Raw genomic sequence first — 21,852 nt, forward strand, 5'->3', positions numbered from 1 at the left:
CGCTCACGGGAGGCGCGGCCGGTACGGCCGCCTGCGGGCTCGGCGTGGCACCGCCGGCGCCGGGCAGGGCGGACGCGCCGGTCTCGCCGCCCAGCGGCCCCGCCTGCGCGGGCGCGAGCTGCGCAGGCGGGGTCGGCGCAGGTGCGGGCAGAACAGGTGCGGGCAGAACGGGCGCGGGCAGAACGGGCGCGGGCTCCTCGGGCGCGGTAATGCCGAGACCGCGCTGGACCCCGGGGGCGAGGGTGTCGTTGCCCGGCCGCGCCCAGGACATCCGGGGCTCCTGCCTCCGTGCACCCGGCCCGTCCGGCCCGGCCGGGGGTGCGTCGACCGGGTCCGCGGGGAACGCTCGCAGGTCGGCCACCGCGCTGTGGCGCCGCTCGTGGACAGCGGAATCGCCGCCCGGCCGCTGCCATCCCGTCCCGGTCTGCTGCGCCCCTCCGGCCTCGTCAGCGGCGGCGTAGCCGGAGTGCGGCTCGGACCAGTGCTCCGATTCGTAGCTGGTGGGCGGTGGGAGCTGGGCGCGGCGGGTCTGGGACAGGGCGAGGCGCAGGGCGGAGGCGAGCTCCTCGTCCTGTTCGGCATCCGTGGCAGGCACAGGTGGGGGCGCGGCCGTGGGCCCGGACGCAGCGGGCGCAGAGGGCGTCGGGACGCCCCAGGAGACGTGCTGGGGAACGGAGCCCGTGTCGTCCAGCAGGCCCGGCTGGGCCTGCGCGCTCGCACCCCACACGGACGGCTCCGGCGGCGTCGGGACGATGAGCCGCGCCGCGCCCGTCTCGTCGAGGAAGACGGGGCCCGTCTCCTCCATGGCGGCGGGCCGCGGCGGCGGAGGCGGAGCGACCCGGACGCCGCCACGGGCGGCCCGCGGCGGGGGCGGGAGCGGCGCGCCGTCCTCGGGAGCAGGACGCGCGCTGCCCGGGGTCCAGGCGTCCCCGTCCCAGTACCGGACGAAACCGGGGATCGAGGGGTCGGGGTAGTAGCCGGGCGCGGGTCGCTCCGCGGGGGGCTGAACCGTCATAGAGTGCTTTCCCGCTTCATCCACTGATCGGGTGCCTGGTCGGCGGCACGCCGACGGAGGGCGGCCCCAGGCCTGCCCACTCCGAACACGACGCGTCCTCGCCGTGTCACAAAGCGTAGTACCGCGCTCAGGGAACGCACGCGAAAAACGTCGCGAAACCGCTGTAAGAACGGGAACCCGGACCTCTCTCTCCAAGTGACCCCCTCCCGCGGGGGCGTGCGCACGAACGAGAGATCGAGAGAGGGAACCCCATGGCTGCCGCCGACCGCAACGAACGCCACGACGACTACACCACCGGCCTGCGCGCCGAGCGACTCTCGTACCAGGAGCGCGCCCACCTGGACGGACACGGCTGCATGCAGCAGCAGCTGACCGTCGAGCTGGTGCTCTCCCCCGAGCGGAGCCTGCCGGTGCCGGCGCTGCTGGCGTACTGCCCGGAGGACCCGTACGCCGTGCACGTCACCTTCCATGTGGGTCAGGACTCGCCGGTGACCTGGGTGTTCGCCCGTGAGCTGCTGGTCGAGGGCGTGTTCCGCGCCTGCGGCACCGGCGACGTGCGGATCTGGCCGACCCGCGCGGACGGGCGGAGCCGGATCTGCCTGGCGTTGAGCTCGCCCGCGGGCGAGGCGCTGCTGGAGGCGTCGGCGGCGCCCGTCGCTACCTGGCTCGAGCAGACGCTCCGCGTGGTGCCGACCGGCACCGAGTCCTCCGTCATGGACCTGGACGCGGAGCTGACCGCACTGCTGGACGGCGAGTGAGGCTCAGGGACGCGCCGTGGTGGCCCGGGGCCGGTCGCCTAACGCCGACGCCCCGTGCGGCTCCGACCTGTCCGGCGGCGGAAGCGGCCGCGTCCAGCGGTGCACCCGCACCGCGACCAGGGCCAGGAAGGCCAGCCCGAACAGGGGGTAGACGGAGGCGGCGGGCTCGAACCAGTAGGACATCTGCACGCCGTGCCACGCCTTGTGCGGCACGAACCACATCGCGAAGGAACAGAAGCACAGCGCGGTCCCGGCCAGGACGACCCGCCAGCGGTGGCCCGCCCACCCCGGCAGGCCGCGTCGGCGTTCGGCGCGCGCCTCGGCGGCGAGCAGCACCAGCAGCGGCACGCACCAGACCCAGTGGTGGGTCCAGCTGATCGGGGAGACCAGCACCATGGTGATCGCCACCGTCATCCCGGCCCAGGCGTGCGCCCGCGGCATGCCCGGACAGCGCCGTTCGGCCAGCACCGCCAGCGCCAGCCCCGCCACGGCCACGGCGGCGGCCAGGAGCACCGTGGCGGTGCCCGTGTGGGTGCTGTGCAGGAGGCGGTCCGCCATGCCGCGCAGGGACTGGTTGTCGACGATGTACTCCTTGCCCACGCGCGTGGTGTCGTACAGGTCCTTGGTCCAGAAGTCCCAGCTCGCACCGGGCAGCACCAGCAGCCCGACGAGGACGGTGAGCGCGCAGGAGGCCGCGGCCGTCGCGGCGGCGCGGAAGCGGCGGGTCAGCAGCAGGTAGACCACGAAGAAGCCGGGCGTCACCTTCAGCCCGGCCGCCAGTCCGATGCCCACACCCTTGAGGCGGCTGCTCTCCGGCAGGGTCAGGTCCCAGAGCACCAGCGCCAGGATCAGGAGGTTGATCTGCCCGTACCGCAGCGTCGTCCACACCGGTTCCAGCCAGACGCCGAGACCGGTCACCAGCAGCACGGCCGCCGGCCGAAGCGGCCGGCTCGGCCAGCCGGCCAGCTTGCACGACAGGGCGGCCACGACCGCCAGCTCGACCAGGTTGACCAGGGTCACCAGCACCCGCAGCGCGCCGAAGGAGAGGAACGCGGCGGGCGCGAAGAGCATCGCCGAGAACGGCGGGTAGGTCGCGGGCAGCGCGTAGGCGCCGACTCGCAGCTCGTAGAGGTCGCGGCCGTGCGCCACCGCGTCGCCCTCGGCCTGGTAGACCATGGCGTCGACCATGGAGACGTGCGAGAGGTGCCGCAGCACGGCGTAGGCGAGCAGCGAGACCACCGCGACGGCGGCGGCCGACACGGTGGTGCGGCGCGGCGCCGCACGCACGGCGCCGATCGCCCTATTGACGGTGGTCACGCAAAAACTCCTTCTCACCTACCCTGCGTGACACTAACCCAAAGCACACGCCCTCCACAGGACGAGGCCGAAGCCTCCCGAGTTCCCCCGGTCTGCTCCGGCCTCTGCCGTCACTCCGTACGCGGCCTGTCCCGGCCCTTCGGCACTCAGCCGGTGTAGGCGCCGAACGCCCGGCTGAAGTCCAGCGGCTGCTGGGCGATGCTGCTGCAGGTGGCGTCGGCGTAGGACTTGGCCCCGCCGGAGCAGGGCTGGTCGCGGGTCGCGGACCACATGGACAGCCAGCCCAGGTGCTTGCCGCTCGCGAACTGCGCGAGCTGCGTCGCGTCGGCGACGGTGAACACCTCGGTGTTGGTGTCGTTGACGCCGATCATCGGGGTCACCGCGACGTGCTTCCACGCGGTGGGGTCGTCCCAGCCGAAGATGGACTTCACCTGGGCCTCGGTCGCGGTCGCGGAGTCGATCGCGTACTGGCCCATCTTGCCGCTCGGGCTGGGTGCGGCGCCGTCGCCGAAGTCCATCGCCATCACGTTGACGGCGGAGACGGCCACGCCCGCGCTCTTGGCGTTCTGCAGCAGGTCCGTGCCGGACTGCACCAGGCCGGAGGGCAGCACGGGCAGGGTGAAGGAGACGTCGAGCGTCTTGCCCTTCGCCTTGGCGGTCTGCTGGAGCTGGGCGATCGCCTGGTCGCGGCGGGCGATGCCTGCGGTGTCGCCGGTGGCCGCGCCCTCGACGTCGAAGTCGATCTTCGTCAGGCCATAGGCGTCGATCACCTTCTGGTACGCGGCGGTGAGCGCGCTCACGCTGCCGCAGGACTCGGCGAGCTCGGTGCCGTTCGCCCCGCCGAAGGAGACCCGGACGTCCCCGCCCATCGCGCGCAGCGCGCCGATTTGCCCCGGCACGCCGTCACTGGTCAGCGGCGAGACGCCGCCCCACTCGGGGTTGCAGCCGCCGCCGTCGGTGATGAAGGCGAGGTTGAAGTTCTTCACGCCGGTCGCCTTGGCGGTGGCGATCAGGTCATAGGCCGGATAGAGGGACGTGTCCACGTAGGGCGAGAAGCCAGCGCCGGATGCCGAGCCCGTGCTGGACGCGGAGGGCGTCGGCGTAGGGGTCGGGGTCGGCGTGGTGGTCTTCGTGGCGGTGGGCGTCGGGGTCGGCGCGGACGAGCGGGTCGGCGTGGGGCTCGCCGTGGTCGGCTGGCCGGACGGGGTCGGCGCGGAGCCGGTGGAGCAGTCGGCACCGTTGATGGTGCAGTTGGTGGGTGCGCCCGAGCCGTTCACGACGAACCCGACGACCGCGTGCTGGTTCGCCGTGAGCGTGCTGTCCCAGGACGCCGGGGTCACGGTGATGTGCCCGCCGCTGGCGGTGAAGGTGGCGTTCCACAGCGAGCTGATCTTGGCGCCGGCCGGCAGGTCGAACGTCAGCTTCCAGTTGTCGACGGTGCTGGACGTCGGGTTGCTGACGTCGTACTGGCCGCTGTAGCCGCTCCCCCAGTCACTGGTGGTCGAGTACACGGCGCCCACGGTGGCCGCGTTCGCACTGACCGCGAGGGCGGTTATCCCGCCGGCGAGCAGGACGGTGGCGGCTGCGGAAGCCCCGAGGACAGCGCGACGGCGCGGCGCTCGGCGGGCGTGGTTCGACATGCGGGGGTACCTCCACGATGGGGGACATCTGTTGAGGGACCACGAGCCGGCGCCTTGGCCCCTGGTGGGGACAGCGGCCACAGGAAGCCCACGGGCATGGATGGTTGACACCCGGTCACCACCGGCCTCGCGGTCCGTCGAAAGGGACGCTAGCCCTTGCGGATCGGCCGATCAGCCCTGCTCAGACGGAGGTAGATCCCCCTTAGGGCCCTTTTAAGGAACAGGCCCGGTTCCCCGCGCCCCTGAGGATTGCAACCGGCTCTCTAGCCCTTGGCCCTGCGCCGTTGCCTGGCTGCAGGAGTGCGCTTGTGCAGCAGGCGGACGCGGACTTCCGTGCCGCCGAGGACGGACCTGCCGATGGCGACGTCGCCGCCCGTGCTCTCGGCGACGCGGCGGACGATGTCCAGGCCGAGGCCGGTGGAGCCGTCGCGTTCCGCGCCGACGCCGCGGCGGAGCGCCAGCTCGGGATCGGGGATGCCCGCGCCCGCGTCGGAGACCATGACGATGACGCCGTCGGGAGTGCCGTGGACGTCGACGGCGAAAGCCGTCCCCTCGGGGGTGTGGCGGAAGACGTTGCCGAGCATCGCGTCCAGCGCCGCGGCCAGCTCGGGTGCGGCGACGGGGACGGAGACCGGGCGCTCCGCGCCCGCGAGCTGCCAGCGGCGGGACTCGTCCTCCGCGAGCGCCGACCAGAACTCGGCGCGGTCGCGGATCACCTCCGCCGCGTCGCAGGAGACGGGCGTCGCGTCGGCGGCGGCCGGAGAGGAGCCGCGGCCGCGGACCGCGCGGATGATCTCGTCGACCTCGCGTTCCAGCTGGGCCACCGCGTGGCGTGTCTGCTCGGCCGCGTCGCCCTGGCCGAGGGACGCGGTGTTCAGACGCAGCACGGTCAGCGGGGTGCGCAGGCGGTGGGAGAGGTCCGCGGCCAGCTCGCGTTCCGAGGCGAGGAGCCGCACCACGCGGTCGGCCATCGCGTTGAACGCCTCCGCCGCCTCGCGCAGTTCGCGCGGGCTGTCGTCGACCTCGGGGACGCGGACCGCGAGGTCGCCCTCGCCGAGCGCGCGGGAGGCGCTCGCGAGGCGGCGGGCCGCGCCGACGATCCGGGTGCCGAGGCGGTCGGCGACCGCGACGGAGATGAGGACCAGCACCACCGCGACGCCGCTGAGGACCAGCCAGGCCGAGGCGACGCCGCGGGACAGCTCCGCGTCGGGGACGAACACCTCGATGACGGCCACCCGGCCGTCGTTGACGGCGACGGGCTCCAGGTAGGCGAAGCCGCCGGCGACACCGGTGGTGCCGCTGCGCCCGTTCGCCGCGACCGCCGTCAGCGCGGCCGGGCCGACCCGTTCGCGGCCCAGGGTGTCGAATCCGCCGCCGCTTCGCGGCAGATGGATGGCGATGAGCCCGGCCGCGCCGTCCTGCGTGCTGGCCAGGGCGCGCTGCAGGGCGCGCTGGTCGGTGGTGATGGCGAGTGCCGGGCCGAGCGTCGCGGCCTGGCGCTCCGCCGCGGTGAAGGCGCGCTCGCGGGCGGTCTCACGGACCATCAGGCCGAGCGGGATCAGGAAGGCCAGCGCCACCATGGTGGTGACGGCGACGCAGACCTTGAACAGCGCGCCTCTCACGTCGCGTTCCCGCCGGACGCCGCCGGTATGTCGAGGCGGACGCCGACGCCGCGCACCGTGTGCAGGTAGCGCGGCTGCGAGGCCGTCTCGCCGAGCTTGCGGCGCAGCCAGGACAGGTGCACGTCGATCGTCTGATCGGTGCCGTAGGGCTGGCGCCAGACCTCGGCCAGCAGCTCGCGACGGGAGACGACGACGCCGGGGCGTGCGGCGAGGTAGGCGAGCAGGTCGAACTCGCGCCGGGTGAGGTCGAGTTCCCGGCCGTCGAGGGTGGCCTCACGGCGCTGGAGGTCGATCCGCAGGCCGCCGGTCTGCAACAGCTGCCCGGTCGGCCCGGCGGAGCCGGCCCGACGCAGTACGGCCGCCATGCGGGCGGTCAGGTGCTCCACCGAGAAGGGCTTGACCAGGTAGTCGTCGGCGCCGTCGTTGAGCAGGCGGATGATCTCCGACTCCTCGTCGCGGGCCGTGGAGATGATGACGGGGGTGTCGGTGAGCCCGCGGATCATCTTCAGCGCCTCGCCGCCGTCGAGGTCGGGCAGGCCGAGGTCGAGGATCACCAGGTCGCACCCGACCTGGGCGACCTCGCGCAGCGCTTCGAGCGCAGTGCCGACGCTGCGGACGGCGTGGCCGGCGTCGCTGAGATGACGGATCAGGGCAGACCGAACAAAAGGATCGTCCTCGACCACGAGCACTGTTGCCATGGCCGTGACGGTAGCCCATGGAGGCCGGTGGTCTGTACCTCCTGGGCCGCCTTCGGACCCGACTCCTGGGCCCGGGGCGGGCCGTGCATACTGGCCCGGTGCGAAGAGTGCTGGTGCAGACGGCGGCCTGGGCAGCGGCCACGGGGGCCGCGGTCGGCGTGTCCTGGTACGGGGTGCACCGGGTGCTCTCCGACGACGGTTACCAGCAGCCCGGCGCCCTCGCCCTGACTGTCGCCGGCTCCGCCTCCGTGTCGCCCGCGCCCCTGCCGACGACGACCGACGCCCCGACGCAGGCGCCGCTGCCGCCGGCCGCGTCGACCCACCGCGCCTCGCCCGGGCCCAGCCACGACGCCTCGCCCAGCCCCTCGGCGTCGCCCGCCGGACCGAGCGCCACCGGCGACGTGCACAGCTACACGCCCACCGGCGGCCGGATCGTCGTGTCCATGGGCCAGACCTCCGCCGACCTGGTCTCGGCGACCCCCGACAGCGGCTGGTCCATGCACGTCTACACCGGCGACGAGTGGCTACGGGTGGACTTCACCCAGGGCAGCACGGACTCGATCTTCTACGTGACCTGGAACGGCCACCCGCCCATGGTGCAGACCTGGCTGATGAACCAGTGACCGCTGCTCGGACGGCGCGGTGATCAGAACAGCTTGCCGGGGTTCATGATCCCCAACGGGTCGAAGACCGCCTTGACCTGACGTTGCAACTGGACTCCGACCGGGCCGAGCTCGCGGGCCAGCCAGTCCTTCTTCAGCAGCCCCACCCCGTGCTCGCCGGTGATGGTGCCGCCCAGCTCCAGCCCGAGCGACATGATCGCGTCGAAGGAGGCGCGGGCGCGGGCCGACTCGTCCGCGTCGGCGGAGTCGAAGACGACGACCGGATGGGTGTTGCCGTCCCCGGCGTGCGCGCAGACGCCGATGGTGAGGTCGTAGTCCTCGGCGATCCGGGCCACCCCGGCCAGCATCTCCCCGAGACGGGAGCGCGGCACCGCCACGTCGTCGATCATCGTGGTGCCGAGCCGGTCCAGGGCGGGCAGCGCCAGCCGACGCGCCTCCAGCAGCAGCTCCGACTCGCCGCTGTCGGCGGCGGGGACCACCTCCGTCGCACCGGCCGCCCGGCACAGCTCGCCGACGGCCTCCAGGTCGGAGGTCGGGTCGAGGCTGTCGAAGCCCACCAGCAGCAGCGCCGCGGTCGAGTCCGGCAGGCCCATCTGCGCCATCGCGTTGACGGCCCGGACCGTCGTGGTGTCCATCAGCTCCATCAGCGAGGGCACGTGCCCGGCGGCCATCACCGCGCAGACCGCCGCCCCGGCGGCGTCCGTGGAGGGGAACTCGGCGGCCAGCACCAGCTGCGGCGGCGGCGCGGGCCGCAGCGCCAGCACCGCGCCGACGACGACGCCCAGCGTCCCCTCGGCGCCGACGAACAGCCGGGTCAGGTCGTACCCGGCGACGCCCTTGGCGGTGCGCCGGCCCGTCCGCAGCAGCCGCCCGTCCGCGAGCACGACGTCCAGCCCGAGCACGTACTCGGCCGTCACGCCGTACTTGACGCAGCACAGGCCGCCCGCGCCGGTGCCGATGTTGCCGCCGACCGTGCACGACTCCCAGCTGGACGGATCCGGGGGGTAGTTGAGCCCGTGCCGGGCCGCGGCGCGGGACAGCTCCGCGTTGACGACGCCCGGCTCGACGACGGCGATCCGGTTGACCGGATCCAGCTCCAGGATCCGGTCCATCCGCACCAGCGAGAGCGCGATCGCGCCCGCGACCGCGTTGGCCGCACCGGACAGCCCCGTCCGCGCGCCCTGCGGGACGACGGGCACCCGCAGCCGCGTCGCCGTCCGCATGACGTGCTGGACCTCGTCCACCGTCCGCGGGAAGACCACGACCGCGGGCGGGGCGGCGTCGCAGAACCCGGCCATGTCCTGCTGGTACGCCGCGGTGACGTCCGGGTCGGCGACGACCGCCGCCTCCGGCAGGCCCTCGCGCAACAGGTCGACCAGGTCGCTCATCCGTCAGGCCCCCTCAGCTCGTGGCTCACATCTTCGTCGGTTTTCCGGCGGAATACAGCCAGGTGGCGAAGAGCGCGTCCAGGTTCTTTCCGGACACGGCCGCGCTCAGCGCCTCGAACTGGGCGGTGGTGCCGTGTCCGTGCCGGTGAGCGGCGGTCCACTGCCGCAGGACGGCGAAGAAGGCCTGGTCGCCGACGGCCTCCCGCAGCTCCTGCAGGGCCATCGCGCCGCGCGCGTAGCTCGGCACCCCGAAGAGGCGCGACAGCTGGCCCGGATCCGCCGGCGGATAGGCCCAGAGCTGGTCCGCCGCCGGCCTGGCGTACAGCTGTGCCAGCCGGGCGTGCGGGGTGGCGCCGCCGTGCGCGGCGTCCCACATCCACTCGGCGTAGGTGGCGAAGCCCTCGTTGAGCCAGATGTCCCTCCACCGGCTGATCGTCACCGAGTCCCCGAACCACTGGTGCGCGGTCTCGTGCACGAGGGTGTCCAGGTCCGGGGCCTCGTCGTACAGCGGCCGGGTCTGCGTCTCCAGGGCGTAGCCGATGGTCTTGTCGTGCATGACGATCGCCCCGGCGGCGTCGAACGGGTACGGCCCGAACAGGCTCGACTCCCACGCGATGACGGCCGGCAGCTGGTCCAGCACCTCGTCGGCGTCGTTCTTCTCCGCCGGGTCGACGGCGGTGTAGACCGGCAGTCTGCCGGTCCAGTACTGGCGCACGTCGAAGCGCCCGACGCTGGCCGTGGCGAGGTAGGCGGCCATCGGCGCGGACTCGTGCCAGCTGAACGTGGACCGCCCGGCGGCGGTGTGCTGGGTGCGCAGCACGCCGTTCGACACGGCCGTGTACCCCTGGGGCACCGTCACGGTGACGTCGTAGGTGGACTTGTCGACGGGGTGGCCGTTGCAGGGGAACCACGTCATCGCCCCCTGCGGCTCACCGGCCACGAACGCGCCCCGGGCCCCCGGCAGCGCGGTCCATCCGTCGGAGGTCCCGTCCGCGTCGATGATCGGGTGCGGCGTCCCGCCGTAGTCCACGGTGACGGTGAAGTCCGCGCCGTCGGCCACCGTGTCCGCGAGGGAGATCTGCAGCTTCTGCCCAACCCGGGAGAAGGGCACGACGGCGCCGTCGACCGTCACCCGCCGGACGTCGAGCCCGGCGAGGTCGAGATCGAACCCCGACAGGTCCTGCGTGGCCGTCGCCGACAGGACGGCGGTGGCGTCCAGGTGCTGGGCCTTCGGTTGGTACGCGAGCGTCAGCGCGTAGTGGCGGACGTGCAGCCCTCCGTCCCCGGAGAGCGGCAACAGCGGATCCCCGGCCCCGGCGGCGCCCTTCGTGCCCACAGGCGTCGCCGGGGCCGCGGCCCCGATGAGTCCACTGACCGCGAGCACGGTCGCGGCGGTAGTCAGAAACAGACGGTTCGTCACCTGACTAACCGTAAGTTCGACGTACCGTCACCGCCGTGGCGGAGTAGACCAAAAGGTGAGGTGGATCACCGGCGACTACAGGTTGCCGCGGCGCTCCTGCTCGCGCTCGATCGCCTCGAACAGCGCCTTGAAGTTGCCCTTGCCGAAGCCCATGGAGCCGTGGCGCTCGATCATCTCGAAGAAGACGGTCGGACGGTCCTGCACCGGCTTGGTGAAGATCTGCAGCAGGTAGCCGTCCTCGTCGCGGTCCGCGAGGATCTTCAGCTCACGCAGCTCGTCCAGCGGGACGCGGGTCTCGCCGACCCACTCGCCCAGCGTGTCGTAGTAGCTGTCGGGGGTGTCCAGGAACTCGACGCCCGCGGCGCGCATCGCGCGGACCGTCGCCACGATGTCGTTGGTCGCCAGCGCGATGTGCTGGACGCCGGGGCCGCCGTAGAACTCCAGGTACTCGTCGATCTGCGACTTCTTCTTCGCGATCGCCGGCTCGTTGAGCGGGAACTTGACCTTGCGCGTCCCGTCCGCGACGACCTTGGACATCAGCGCCGAGTACTCGGTGGCGATGTCGTCGCCCACGAACTCCTTCATGTTCGTGAAGCCCATGACCCGGTTGTAGAACGTGACCCACTCGTCCATCTTGCCGAGCTCGACGTTGCCCACGCAGTGGTCGACGGCCTGGAAGAACCGCGCGCCGGGCTCGACGATCGGGTTCCTGGCCACGAAGCCCGGCAGGTAGGGGCCGTCGTAGCCGCTGCGGTCGACCAGGGTGTGGCGGGTCTCGCCGTAGGTGGCGATCGAGGCCAGGACGACGATGCCGTGCTCGTCCTTGACCTCGTGCGGCTCCTCGAGGCCCGTCGCACCGTGCGCGACCGCGTACTCGTAGGCGTGCCGGACGTCCGGGACCTCGATGGCCAGGTCGATCACGCCGTCGCCGTGCGCGGCGACGTGGCGGTCGAGGAACTCGCCGCGCTCGGTCGAGGCCTTGATCACCGAGGTGAAGACGAAGCGGGCGCCGCCCGACGTCAGGACGTAGGTCGCGGTCTCGCGCTCGCCCGTCTCGGGCCCGGAGTAGGCGACCAGGCGCATGCCGAAGGCCGTGGAGTAATAGTGGGCGGCCTGCTTCGCGTTTCCGACGGCGAAGACGATGGCGTCCATGCCCTTGACCGGGAAGACGTCGGTCTGACTGCTCATGCTGGAACACCTCCGAGGGGTGAGGCCCCGACGAGGCCCGATGCGCGTACCGTCCCGCCGATCCGGGAGCTGCGCAACCATGACCCCTGGCCCTGCGCAAGCTGTACACCTCACCCCCTGTCGGCAGGCCTCAGCTGGGCAGACTGCTCACCTGTGGCCGTGCTGATCCGGCAACCGGATCAGCAGGAGGGGACGCCCGCGCCGCCGTCGTCCAGCGCCTCCAGCGCCTTCACCGCCTGGTCCAGGGTGTTCACCGGAACGAGGCGCAGCCCCTTCGGGGTGTTCACCTGGGCGTCCGGGCACTCGCTGCGCGGCACCAGGAACACCGTCGCGCCGTCCCGGGCGGCCGCCTTGGTCTTCAGCGCCACCCCGCCGACCGCGCCGACGTCGCCGCTGTCGTCGATCTCGCCGGTGCCGGCCACGACCGCGCCCCCGGTGAGGTCCCCGGCCGCCCCGGGCTTGCCGGAGCCGTTGCCGTGCAGCTCGTCGATGATGCCGAGGGTGAACATCAGGCCCGCGCTGGGGCCGCCGACGTCGGCGAGCTTCAGGTCGACCTTGACCTGCGAGGGCGAGAGCCCGAGGTAGTCGAGGGCCGCGGTCGTCGCGGCCTGCTGCGACTGGTCCATGGCCTGCTGGTTGACCTGGTTCGCCTGGCTGACGGACTGTCCCGAGGGGTAGACGGAGTTGCGCGGGACCACGGCCTTGTTCGGGTCGCCCCAGGCGCTGACGACCTCGGACAGCGGCGGACTGTAGTTCGGCAGGGTCGCGGCGATGGTGGTCATCCGCAGCTGGCCCTCGGTGTGCCGGGTGGGGTGACCGGTGATGGTGATCACCTCCGCGCCCTGGTAGCTGCCGAGCGTGTTCACCGAGATCCCGGGCTCGAGCACGGTGAACGGCAGCGGCGCCGCCACGGCCGTCACGATCGGGGCGGCCGCCAGCACCGCGCACAGGATCAGCCGGTTGCGGCGTGGGGCGAGCCAGGAGCGATAGGAGGACACGCCCGAATTCTAGGGCGTCGGGCTGCCGGAGCGAGGATCGCGGCCCGGGCGCCTGCTGTCGGCCCGCCCCCGGAACACCGCAGCGCCTGACCTACCGCAGCGCCTCGGAGACCTCGGTCGCTGCCTCCAGGACCCGGGGGCCGACGCGCTCGGGCATCGCACCCGCCAGCATCAGCACCCCGACGCTGCCCTCGATGCCGATCAGGCCGCGCAGCGGGGCCGCGACGCTGTTGGCGCCGGAGCGCTCCTCCGTGGCGGCCACCCACTCCTGCTGCTCCTGCCGCGCCTGCCCGTACGGGGTCGCCCGGGCGGCCAGGATCGCCTGGCCCGCGGCGTTCTCCGCCAGCGAGTGCCGCACCCCCGTGCGATAGGCGACGTGGAAGTCCGTCCAGCTCGGCTCGACGACGGCGACGACCAGCGCCTCGCTGCCGTCCACCAGGGTCAGGTGGGCGGTGGCGCCGAGGTCCTCGGCGAGGCTGCGGAGGGCCGGCAGGGCCGCCTCCCGCAGGAGCGGATGCACCCGGTGGGAGAGCCGCAGCACCCCGAGCCCGACGCGGGCCCGTCCGCCGACGTCCCGCCGCACCAGTCCGTGCTGCTCAAGCGTGGCCAGCAGCCGGTAGACGACGGTCCGGTTGACCTCCAGCCGCGCGGCCAGCTCGGTGACGGTCAGCCCGCGCTCGGCGTCGGCCAGCAGTTTCAGCACGCGCACGCCGCGATCGAGCGTCTGCGAGGTCTCAGCGGTCACGCACGTCTCCCATCCGAAAGCCTTCCGTGCGGGTTCCGTGAGGCGTCATTGCGGCGCGGTCCAGCTCGGGCGAGTGCGAGGAACCTAATGAGACTGCACCGCTCTGCGGAAGTCCTCGTCCAGATTTCGGTCACTATTCGTTATGCAGCAGGCCACGAGAAATGGACGAATCCCCCCCTTCGGGGCGGTCCGGGGCCGTGCCGGACGACCGCGCACGCCTGGGGGAGCACGCAACTGCCCCTGACGAAGCAGACCTTCGGCTGCTTAGCAGCAACCGGAGCCTTCTGTCCAGAACTCGTTCGACTGGTTTTCTGTACCCTTTCAGCCCGGTTTGAGCCCGACCGAAAGGGGATGAAGCTACGTGAGCGATCAGTAATGATCGAATCACGCCCAGTGATGACGAGGCTAGGAAAGGTTCGGACAAGCACGATGAACAACACGCTGCGCGGCCAGATCATCATGGAACTGGCGACCCCGGGCGGGCTCGTCCTCCAGATCCCGGTAAGGCTGACGTTTCGTCAGTCCGCCGCCTGGGCCGTGGAACTGACCTTCCTGTTGCCCGGCGACGCGCCGGTCCGCTGGATCGTCTCCCGCGAGCTGCTGCTCGACGGACTGAGCACGGTCGCGGGCGAGTGCGACATCCAGGTCCGGCCCGCGGACTGGCACCCCGGCGACCTCGTGGCCATCAGACTCCGCTCGCCCGAGGGCACGGCGGAGCTGCTCGCCCCGCTCGCGGCGCTGCACGCCTACCTGCTGCGGACCGACATGATGACGCCCTTCGGCGAGGAGTTCAGCGAAGAATGGCTTGATCGCGGCATCGCCCTGCTGCTGACCGACGCGGAGCTCCACCACTGAGGCGGGCCTGACGGATCGTCGGCCCGCCGCCGTCAGTCGATCCTGGTGGCCCACTCGCGGATCTTGCCGATCCGCGCCTGGAGTTGATGCGCCGTCGCCTGCGCGGTCAGCGGGCCGCCGCAGACGCGGCGCAGCTCGTTGTGGATCGTGCCGTGCGGCTGACCGGTGCGGTGGTGCCAGGCGCCGACCAGGCCGTTGAGCTCCTTGCGCAGCTCCTGCAACTGCTGGTGGGTGACGACCGGCCGCTTCTCGGCCTCCAGCTCCAGCAGGTCCGCCTCCTCGGCGGGCTTGGTCTTGCTGCGCTGGATCTGCCGGCTCTGGCGGCGGTGCAGCAGCAGCCGCACCTGGTCCGGCTCCAGCAGGCCCGGGATGCCGAGGTAGTCGGACTCCTCCTCGGAGCCGGCATGGGCCTGCATGCCGAACTCCTTGCCCTCGTACAGGACCCGGTCGAAGATCGCGTCGGACTCCAGCGCCTCCCAGGGCGCGTCGTCGAGGCCGCCGTCGCCCTCGTCCTTGGCCCGCTCCGCCTCCGCGAGCAGCGCGTCCTCCTCCGCGAAGAGGCTGTCCTCCTGGCCCTTCTTCTGCTTGTCGAGGATGTGGTCGCGCTGCAGCTCCATCTCGTTGGCGAAGGAGAGCAGCGTCGGCACGGTCGGCAGGAAGACCGAGGCGGTCTCGCCACGGCGCCGGACACGCACGAAGCGCCCGACGGCCTGCGCGAAGAAGAGCGGAGTGGAGATCGACGTCGCGTACACGCCGACGGCGAGGCGCGGCACGTCGACACCCTCGGAGACCATCCGGACCGCGACCATCCAGCGGTCGTCCGAGGCCGAGAAGTCGGTGATGCGCTGGGACGCCTCCGCCTCGTCGGACAGCACGAGCGTCGCGCCGTGGCCGGTGATCTCGCGCAGCATCTTCGCGTACGCGCGGGCCGCCTCCTGGTCGGAGGCGATGACGAGCGCGCCCGCGTCCGGGATCGACTTGCGCACCTCGGTGAGCCGCTGGTCCGCCGCTCGCAGCACGTTGGGCATCCACTCGCCGTGCGGCGACAGCGCGGTGCGCCACGCCTGCGCGGTGGCGTCCTTGGTCATCGGCTCGCCCAGCCGGGCGGCGACCTCGTCCCCCGCCTTGGTGCGCCAGCGCATGTTCCCGCTGTAGGAGAGGAAGATCACCGGCCGGACGACGTGGTCCTGCAGCGCGTTGCCGTACCCGTAGGTGTAGTCGGCGACGCTGCGCCGGATGCCGTCGCCGCCAGCCGCGTAGCTGACGAACGGGATCGGGTTGGTGTCCGAACGGAACGGCGTCCCCGTGAGCGCGAGCCGCCGGGTGGCCGGCTCGAACGCCTCCAGGCAGGCCTCGCCCCAGGACTTGGAGTCGCCCGCGTGGTGGATCTCGTCGAGGATGATCAGCGACTTGCGGTTCTCGACCCGGTTGCGGTGCAGCATCGGGTTCACGCCGACGCCCGCGTAGGTGACGACCACGCCCTGGTAGTCGCGGGAGAGCGGCCCGCTGCTGTAGGCCGGGTCCAGCCTGATCCCTATCCGCGCGGCGGCCTCGGCCCACTGCTTCTTGAGGTGCTCGGTGGGCGCGACGACGGTGATCTGCTGCACGACGTGGTTGTGCAGCAGGTACGACGCCAGGGTCAGCGCGAAGGTCGTCTTGCCTGCGCCCGGCGTCGCGACCGCGAGGAAGTCGCGCGGCTGCGTCTCGACGTACTTCTCCATCGCGGCCTGCTGCCAGGCGCGCAACTTTCCGGCCGTGCCCCACGGGGCACGGCCTGGGAACGCGGGCGACAGGTGATGCGGTGCGTGGGAGGAGCTGGCGGTACTCACGGTCTCCGGCGGGGTCGACGTCACGGACGGCGCCGGCCGGGCCCCTGAGGCCCGAATCCGACAACCCGGCAAGCTTACCGGCGCAGCCGCCCACCCCTCCGCTCCCACACGCGGTTGCACGACCCCCGGCTTCGCTCACACGAGACGCTGCACTCCCTCCAGGGCGCGGGGAACTGCGCGAGAAACCAGCGGCGTGCGGATGGCCCTGCCCGATCGGTGACTCACCACACAGGGTGGCTTGTCGCGCCGTTCCTCGCGCCCCCTAGCGGGGCTGGGCGCGGCGGCAGATCAGGGTGCCGCAGAGCATCACGACCGCCATCGCGGCGAAGACCGCGACGAAGCCGCGGGTGGTGCCGATGCCGAGGGAGGTGAAGAGGAGACCGCCGAGCGCCGTGCACACGATGTTGCCGAGGGCGTCGCTCACCTGGAGGGACGCGGAGTTGATGCCCGCCTCCTCCGGGTCGGAGAGGTTGAAGAGGAGGACGCTGATGCTGGCGATCGCCAGCCCCATGCCGCAGCCGCCCAGGGTCCACGCCGCGGCGACGAGGAACGCGGGGGCCGAGGGCTGGGCCGCGAGGCCCACCAGGACGATGGCGACGGTTCCGGCCGCCAGGCCGGCCTGGACGAGGCGCAGACGGTACGCCTCGGCGAAGGGGCGGCCCTGGAGCCAGCTGCCGACGGCCCAGAAGACGCCGCCGCCCGAGAGCGAGAGCCCGGCCAGCGTCGGGGAGAAGCCGTGCTGGGTGACCAGCATCAGCGGGATGAAGGCCTCGGCGGAGATGAACGCGCCGGCCGCGACGCCGCGCAGCAGGATCACCGTGGGCAGGCCCCGCTCCGCGCGAAACGTCCCGTGCGGGAGGAGCCGGAGCGCCGCCGGCACCAGCAGGGCGGCGCCTGCCGCCGCAGGCACCAGGGACCACAGGTCGAGCCGCTGGGAGGCGTACTGCAGCAGCCCCGCGCCGACGGCGAGGCCGAGGGCGAGCCACAGGCGGCGACGGTCCAGCGGCTGCCCGGCCGCCTCCCCCGCGCCGAGACCCCGCAGCTGCGGCAGCATCAGCACGAGCGGCGCGACGATGAGCGCGGGGATGGAGAGGAAGACCCAGCGCCAGCCGAGGTGCTGGGTGACCGCGCCGGAGACCAGCGGACCGACGACGGAGGGCAGCACCCAGGACGCAGCGAAGGCCGCGAACACCCTGGGCCGCAGCCGCTCGGGGTAGCGCAGGCCGACGACGACGTAGAGCGCGACGATGACCAGTCCGCCGCCGAGGCCCTGGGTGACCCGGCCCGCGACGAAGGTCCACATCGTGGTGGCGGTCCCGGCCAGCACCAGGCCCACGCCGAAGACGGCGATGCCCGCGCCCAGCGGCACCAGCGGACCGCGCTTGTCGCACCACTCCCCCGAGACGACCATGGCCAGCAGGCTGGAGGTGAAGAAGCCGGTGAAGGCGAAGGCGTAGAGCCCCACGCCGTGCAGGGCCCGGGCGGCGACGGGCATGGCCGTGTTCACCGCGGTGGCCTCGAACGCGATCAGCAGCACGCACGCCACGATCCCGACGGTGAGCATGCGGTAGGGCCGGTGGAGGATGCCGGCGGTCTCGTCCGCGTCGCTGAGTCCCGTCGGCCGGGCGAGAGTGGTCACCGGGCCCATGGTAAGGGGTCGTCCTTAAGTTTGCCCCTGTCGTTTATGGAGCCCGATGTCGCTTCCGTTGCGCCCCGTGAACTCTGCCCGTTCCTCGTTGAGGACCCCGGGAGCCGCCCGTAACGTCGTCGGTGTTGGAACACCCGCCCGTGTGCCCGAGTGGTTGAGGGAACCGCCTGCAAAGCGGTTTACGCCGGTTCGATTCCGGTCATGGGCTCCGCCGCACCACGCTCCGCCCCGCACGGCTCCGCCTCCCACGGCTGCGCCGTGCACCGCCCGGCCGCGTGCGCCTCGAACTCCCTGGGGAACACCGCGAGCGCGCTCAGCAGCAGGCGCGCGGCCGCGTGCGTCGCCGGGTCGTCGGCGCGCTCCGTCGCCTGCGTGGACCAGCGCACCACCGCGTCGAACGCGCCGGGCACGGAGAGGTCGTCCAGCGCGGACGCGATCCGGAGCGCCTCCGCCTCCCCGCCCCGGCAGCGCGACGCCGCGAGGCGCGGCATCCGGGCCGACACCGCCACCCCGCAACGGCCGTACGGCAGCGCGGCGATCACGCGCGCGCCTTCGCCGCGCGGTTCCCACCGCGTGTCGAGCGCGCGAGGGCCGGGCACCCAGACGCCCGACACCCCGCCGAGCAGCACCGCCTGCGCCGTGCGGGCGTGGTCGGCGCCGAGGAGCGTGCGCACGGGGGTTCCGACCGCCGTCTCCACCACCTGCGGCAGGCCCGTTCCGGTGTGGACGGTGCACAGCACGCTGCCCGGCGCCGCCGGGGTCCCGACCGCCCGGAACCACGCCGCGCCGTAACGGGCGATCAGCGCGATCTGCGCGAGCGTCTCGGCGGCGACCGCCAGCGGCGGCGCGAACGGCGCCTGCCGCAGCGCGGCTTCGACGTGCCGCAGGCCCTCCTCTACGAGTAGGGGCGCGCGGCGCAGGACCGTCTCGTTGTTGTGGCAGGTCGGGTCGCCGTCCCCGCTGATCACCAGCACACGGGCGGCAGGCTCCCGCAGCCGCTCGGCGAGGTCGGCCGACCCGGCTTCGGTGAGCAGGGCGTGGAGGTCCACGCCGACGGGCGGCGGGCCCTGGACGGCGTCCTGCGCGAGGAGCCGGGGCAGCGTGAGCCGGTGCATGGCGGTCGTGGTCACGGGAATCGCTACTTCTTCCGCGCGACCACGACGGTGCCGGACTTGGGGGTCAGGCGCCGCAGAGGGGCTTCGTCCGGACGCCTGCTGGCCGCGGTGAGGATCATGTCGCGCTCCCGTCGTCGTGTGTGATCTCCGACTACGGGCTCCACGGTGCTCCGGGGCCATGAGAGCACCATGAGCGAAGCGTCCCTTTTGCACTAAAGACGGCCAAGGCGAAGAGGGCCCAGGCACCGGAGAGCGCCCAGGCCCTCATCTCAGACCGCGGCGTCCTCCGGCGGGATCGGGAGACGGGTGACCGGCATGCCCGTCGCCGCGCGGACCGCCGCGGCGATCGCGGCCGGAGCCACGACGGCGGGCGCCGCGCCGACGGCCTTCGCGCCGAAGGGGGCCACCACGTCCCGGTCCTCGATCAGGGCCGCGACGCGGATGTCCGGGGCGTCCAGGGACGTCGGCAGACGGTAGCCGACCAGGGAGGGCGCGAGGACGTGGCCCTCGGCGACCGTCAGGTCCTCCATCAGGGCGAGGCCGAGGCCCTGGGTGACGCCCGCCTCGATCCGCGCCTCGATCTGGCGCGGGTTGAGGGCGCGGCCCACGTCCTGCGCGGCGGTGACCTCGACGACGCGGACCGTGCCGAGGTCGATGTCGACGTCCACCACGGCGCGCATCGCGCAGAAGCCGAGGCCGACGAAGGCGTCGCCCTGGCCCGTCTCCGGGTTCAGCGGCTCGGTCGGATGGGGGCGGCACTGGGCCGTGGCCCAGAGGTCCTTGCCCTCCAGCGCCTCCAGCACCGGCATGCCGAGCACGCCGTCGTAGGAGGTGATCCGGCCGTCCTGGATGCTGAGCAGCTCCGGGGACATGGCGAACCGCGCCGCCAGCGGCTGGAGCAGCTGCTGGCGGACCATCAGCGCCGCGCGCTCGATCGCGCCGCCCGCGACCCAGGTCTGGCGTCCGCGCGCGGACGGGCCCGCGGCCGGCTGGTCGGTGTCGACGGGGGCGATGTAGACGTCGTCGACGCCCAGGACCTCCTGGACGATCTGCTTGGCCAGCGTGGCGAAGCCGGTGCCCGGGTCGACCGCCGCGCAGATGACGGACGCCTGGGAGCCGGTGACCCGCACCGACGCCGTCGCCACCTCGTCCGAGCCCTCGACGCCCAGCATCGGGACCATGCCGACCGCGTAGCCGATGCCGCGGCGCACCGCGGCCGGGTCGCCCGCGCCGCCCGGGCCCTCGGGGAGCAGCCACTCCGCGTCCGGCCGGTCGACGGGCAGCGGCGGCAGCGGCTCGTCCGCGACGGCGTCGAGCAGCTCGCGCACCGGCGCGGGGCAGGTGACGGCCTGACCGGTCGGCAGCAGGTCGCCCGTGGCCATGACGTTGCGGCGGCGCAGCTCCAGCGGGCTCAGGTCCAGGGCCGCCGCGAGGCGGTCGAGCTGGGACTCGTAGGCGAAGCACGCCTGCAGCGCGCCCTCGCCGCGCATCCGGCCCGAGGGCGGGTTGTTGGTGCGCACCGCCCAGGCGTCGACGAAGACGTGCGGGACGACGTAGGGGCCGGCCGCCAGCGCCGCCGCGTTGGCCAGCACCTCGCTGGAGACGTCCGCGTAGGCGCCGCCGTCCAGCAGGATCTGCGCCTCGACCTTCACCAGGCGGCCCTCGGCGTCGGCGTGGTGGCGGTAGCGCAGCAGCGCGGGGTGGCGGTGCGGGTGGGAGAGGAAGGACTCCTCGCGCGTCAGCACCATCTTGACCGGGTGGCCGGTGCGCGCCGCGAGCAGCGCCAGGGTGGCCTGGAAGCCGAGGTCGTCGCGGTCGGCGGTGGCGCCGGGCACACCGCTGACGACGAGCCGGACCCGGTCCGGCTCGATGCCGAGGCAGGAGGCGATCCGGTCACGGTCGCCGTGCGGGTCCGTCGTGGCGACGTGCAGTTCGACGCCGCCGTCCGGACGCGGCACGGCCAGCCCGGCCTCCGCGCCGACGGGCGCCGGGTCCTGACGGCCCACCTGGTACATGCCCTCGACGACGACCTCGCCGACGACCTCCGGATCGCCGAAGCGGATCGGCAGCTGGCGGAAGATGTTGCCGTCCGGGTGCAGCGGCGGCGCCTGGAACGCCTGGTCGGGGTCGGTGAGCGCGGGCAGCGGCTCCCACTCGACCGCGATCGAGGCCGCGGCGAGCCGGGCGGTGTCGGGGTGGTCGGCGGCGACCGCCGCGAACGGCTCGCCGTGGTGGCGCACCACCCCGGCGGCGAGGATCGGCCGGTCGGCGATGCAGGGGCCGGTCGGCGCGCCGTTGGGCGTCCCGTCAGGGCCGGGCGGCAGGTCGTCGGCGGTCAGCACGGCGTAGACGCCGGGGATGGCGAGGGCGGCGCGGGTGTCGATGGAGACCATGCGCGCGTGCGTGTAGGGCGAGCGGGCCAGCGCGCCCCACAGCAGGCCCTCGGCCCACAGGTCGGCGGCGTAGGGATAGACGCCCATCGCCTTCGCAGGGGCGTCCTCGCGCAGCGCGGACACGCCGATCCCGGAGCGCTGCGCCCGGATGGCCGCCGCGGTCTCCGTGTTCGGCACGTCGGCGGACGCGGGTGCGGCCGGCGTCGCGGTGAGCAGCCCGCCGAGGGCCGCGCCGGTGGCGCTGCCGGGGGCGCCCTCGCGCACGGTGGCGAGGTTGGTCAGCGTCGTCTCGCCCGAGCCGGGGTTGCCGCCTGAGTGGCCGCCGGTCGCGTCGGTCGAGTCGGAGGGGGTGGTCACGAACCGCTCTCCTGGCCGTGCTGATGGGGCAGGACGTACACACCGGTCGCCGGGTCGAGCCCGCCGGGCACCCCGGTAGCACCGTCGTAGGGCGGGTCGGCCGGCGAGGCCGTCCCGTCGGCGCCGGCGGCGTTCACCTCGATCGTGCCGACGTGGAACGAACCGGTGACGTCCGTCGGGAGCCCGGCCGCGCTGGCGGCCGCGCCGCCGAAGGCCGTGGGGGCCGTCGGGGCCGTCGGGGCC

Annotated in this window: 17 protein-coding genes, 1 tRNA gene and 2 pseudogenes; 4 read left to right on the forward strand and 16 right to left on the reverse strand. The window is 73.2% G+C overall.

Going from position 1 to position 21,852, the window contains the following annotated elements; genetic code table 11:
- A partial coding sequence (locus tag TR48_RS46055) for a DUF2510 domain-containing protein (RefSeq protein WP_042374551.1) occupies nucleotides 1-1,015 on the reverse strand: 1,015 nt, incomplete at its 3' end.
- Nucleotides 1,016-1,371: 356 nt separating this feature from the next.
- Between TR48_RS46055 and TR48_RS34675 the strand changes: the two genes are divergently transcribed.
- Complete coding sequence (locus TR48_RS34675) at nucleotides 1,372-1,773, forward strand: SsgA family sporulation/cell division regulator (protein WP_042374564.1); 402 nt, start codon at nucleotides 1,372-1,374, stop codon at nucleotides 1,771-1,773.
- Nucleotides 1,774-1,776: 3 nt separating this feature from the next.
- On the opposite strand, the gene TR48_RS34680 is transcribed toward TR48_RS34675, so the two are convergent.
- The 4 genes from TR48_RS34680 to TR48_RS34695 all read right to left on the reverse strand — a co-directional run bounded on the left by TR48_RS34680 (nucleotide 1,777) and on the right by TR48_RS34695 (nucleotide 7,050).
- Nucleotides 1,777-3,090, reverse strand: a complete 1,314-nt coding sequence (locus tag TR48_RS34680) for a glycosyltransferase 87 family protein (protein WP_052443289.1) — start codon at nucleotides 3,088-3,090, stop codon at nucleotides 1,777-1,779.
- Nucleotides 3,091-3,236: 146 nt separating this feature from the next.
- On the reverse strand, nucleotides 3,237-4,730 hold the full coding sequence (locus TR48_RS34685; protein ID WP_042374552.1) for a glycoside hydrolase family 18 protein: 1,494 nt from the start codon (nucleotides 4,728-4,730) through the stop codon (nucleotides 3,237-3,239).
- Between the two features lie 263 nt (nucleotides 4,731-4,993).
- Nucleotides 4,994-6,352 (reverse strand): sensor histidine kinase, encoded by a 1,359-nt coding sequence (locus TR48_RS34690; RefSeq protein WP_042374553.1) that lies wholly within the window; start codon nucleotides 6,350-6,352, stop codon nucleotides 4,994-4,996.
- Nucleotides 6,349-7,050: a response regulator transcription factor gene (locus TR48_RS34695; RefSeq protein WP_042374554.1), complete on the reverse strand. Its 702-nt coding sequence runs from the start codon at nucleotides 7,048-7,050 to the stop codon at nucleotides 6,349-6,351. Before TR48_RS34695 ends, TR48_RS34690 begins: the two co-directional genes overlap by 4 nt.
- Nucleotides 7,051-7,148: 98 nt before the next feature.
- Here TR48_RS34695 and TR48_RS34700 point away from each other — a divergent pair, with 98 nt between their 5' ends.
- On the forward strand, nucleotides 7,149-7,673 hold the full coding sequence (locus tag TR48_RS34700) for a hypothetical protein (RefSeq protein ID WP_042374566.1): 525 nt from the start codon (nucleotides 7,149-7,151) through the stop codon (nucleotides 7,671-7,673).
- Between the two features lie 23 nt (nucleotides 7,674-7,696).
- On the opposite strand, the gene TR48_RS34705 is transcribed toward TR48_RS34700, so the two are convergent.
- From TR48_RS34705 to TR48_RS34725, 6 genes and pseudogenes are all read right to left on the reverse strand, one after another.
- Nucleotides 7,697-9,061: an FAD-binding oxidoreductase gene (locus TR48_RS34705; RefSeq protein ID WP_042374555.1), complete on the reverse strand. Its 1,365-nt coding sequence runs from the start codon at nucleotides 9,059-9,061 to the stop codon at nucleotides 7,697-7,699.
- A gap of 25 nt (nucleotides 9,062-9,086) precedes the next feature.
- Nucleotides 9,087-10,481 (reverse strand): M1 family metallopeptidase, encoded by a 1,395-nt coding sequence (locus tag TR48_RS34710; RefSeq protein ID WP_052443291.1) that lies wholly within the window; start codon nucleotides 10,479-10,481, stop codon nucleotides 9,087-9,089.
- A 75-nt stretch (nucleotides 10,482-10,556) separates the two neighbouring features.
- Entirely contained in the window at nucleotides 10,557-11,669 is a 1,113-nt protein-coding gene (gene hppD / locus TR48_RS34715; RefSeq protein ID WP_042374556.1) for a 4-hydroxyphenylpyruvate dioxygenase, read from the reverse strand.
- Between the two features lie 179 nt (nucleotides 11,670-11,848).
- Nucleotides 11,849-12,667: a YlbL family protein gene (locus TR48_RS34720; RefSeq protein ID WP_042374557.1), complete on the reverse strand. Its 819-nt coding sequence runs from the start codon at nucleotides 12,665-12,667 to the stop codon at nucleotides 11,849-11,851.
- A gap of 91 nt (nucleotides 12,668-12,758) precedes the next feature.
- Nucleotides 12,759-12,905, reverse strand: a pseudogene (locus TR48_RS46910) (IclR family transcriptional regulator); the annotation flags it as partial.
- A 57-nt stretch (nucleotides 12,906-12,962) separates the two neighbouring features.
- Nucleotides 12,963-13,412: pseudogene (locus TR48_RS34725) on the reverse strand (IclR family transcriptional regulator); the annotation flags it as partial.
- Between the two features lie 429 nt (nucleotides 13,413-13,841).
- Between TR48_RS34725 and TR48_RS43870 the strand changes: the two are divergent.
- A complete protein-coding gene (locus TR48_RS43870; RefSeq protein WP_052443292.1) occupies nucleotides 13,842-14,267 on the forward strand; it encodes an SsgA family sporulation/cell division regulator in 426 nt (141 codons plus the stop codon).
- A 32-nt stretch (nucleotides 14,268-14,299) separates the two neighbouring features.
- Here the strand turns inward: TR48_RS43870 and TR48_RS34735 are convergent, their stop codons facing one another.
- Together TR48_RS34735 and TR48_RS34740 are read right to left on the reverse strand one after the other, a co-directional pair.
- Entirely contained in the window at nucleotides 14,300-16,096 is a 1,797-nt protein-coding gene (locus tag TR48_RS34735) for a DEAD/DEAH box helicase (RefSeq protein WP_042374559.1), read from the reverse strand.
- A 262-nt stretch (nucleotides 16,097-16,358) separates the two neighbouring features.
- Entirely contained in the window at nucleotides 16,359-17,735 is a 1,377-nt protein-coding gene (locus tag TR48_RS34740; protein WP_439654522.1) for an MFS transporter, read from the reverse strand.
- Between the two features lie 145 nt (nucleotides 17,736-17,880).
- On the opposite strand from TR48_RS34740, the gene TR48_RS34745 reads away from it, so the two are divergent.
- Nucleotides 17,881-17,952, forward strand: a tRNA-Cys gene (locus TR48_RS34745).
- On the opposite strand, the gene TR48_RS41230 is transcribed toward TR48_RS34745, so the two are convergent.
- From TR48_RS41230 to TR48_RS43875, 3 genes are all read right to left on the reverse strand, one after another.
- Entirely contained in the window at nucleotides 17,924-18,874 is a 951-nt protein-coding gene (locus TR48_RS41230; RefSeq protein WP_084730012.1) for a hypothetical protein, read from the reverse strand. The two genes, TR48_RS34745 and TR48_RS41230, sit on opposite strands and share 29 nt — an antisense overlap.
- A gap of 254 nt (nucleotides 18,875-19,128) precedes the next feature.
- A complete protein-coding gene (locus TR48_RS34760) occupies nucleotides 19,129-21,516 on the reverse strand; it encodes a xanthine dehydrogenase family protein molybdopterin-binding subunit (protein WP_042374569.1) in 2,388 nt (795 codons plus the stop codon).
- 89 nt (nucleotides 21,517-21,605) lie between these two features.
- Nucleotides 21,606-21,852, reverse strand: a 247-nt coding sequence (locus TR48_RS43875) for a hypothetical protein (RefSeq protein WP_042374563.1), incomplete at its 5' end; no start/stop codon positions are given.

The sequence above is a fragment of the Streptacidiphilus neutrinimicus genome (genome assembly GCF_000787815.1).
GTDB classification, from domain to species: Bacteria; Actinomycetota; Actinomycetes; order Streptomycetales; family Streptomycetaceae; genus Streptacidiphilus; species Streptacidiphilus neutrinimicus.

What these genes read in the sequence shown, in the direction of transcription:
- TR48_RS43870 (WP_052443292.1), top strand. Translation starts at nt 13,842, where the DNA reads ATGAACAACACGCTGCGCGGCCAGATCATCATGGAACTGGCGACCCCG.
- hppD (WP_042374556.1), bottom strand. Translation starts at nt 11,669, where the DNA reads ATGAGCAGTCAGACCGACGTCTTCCCGGTCAAGGGCATGGACGCCATC.
- TR48_RS34675 (WP_042374564.1), top strand. Translation starts at nt 1,372, where the DNA reads ATGCAGCAGCAGCTGACCGTCGAGCTGGTGCTCTCCCCCGAGCGGAGC.
- TR48_RS34695 (WP_042374554.1), bottom strand. Translation starts at nt 7,050, where the DNA reads ATGGCAACAGTGCTCGTGGTCGAGGACGATCCTTTTGTTCGGTCTGCC.
- TR48_RS34685 (WP_042374552.1), bottom strand. Translation starts at nt 4,730, where the DNA reads ATGTCGAACCACGCCCGCCGAGCGCCGCGCCGTCGCGCTGTCCTCGGG.
- TR48_RS34705 (WP_042374555.1), bottom strand. Translation starts at nt 9,061, where the DNA reads ATGAGCGACCTGGTCGACCTGTTGCGCGAGGGCCTGCCGGAGGCGGCG.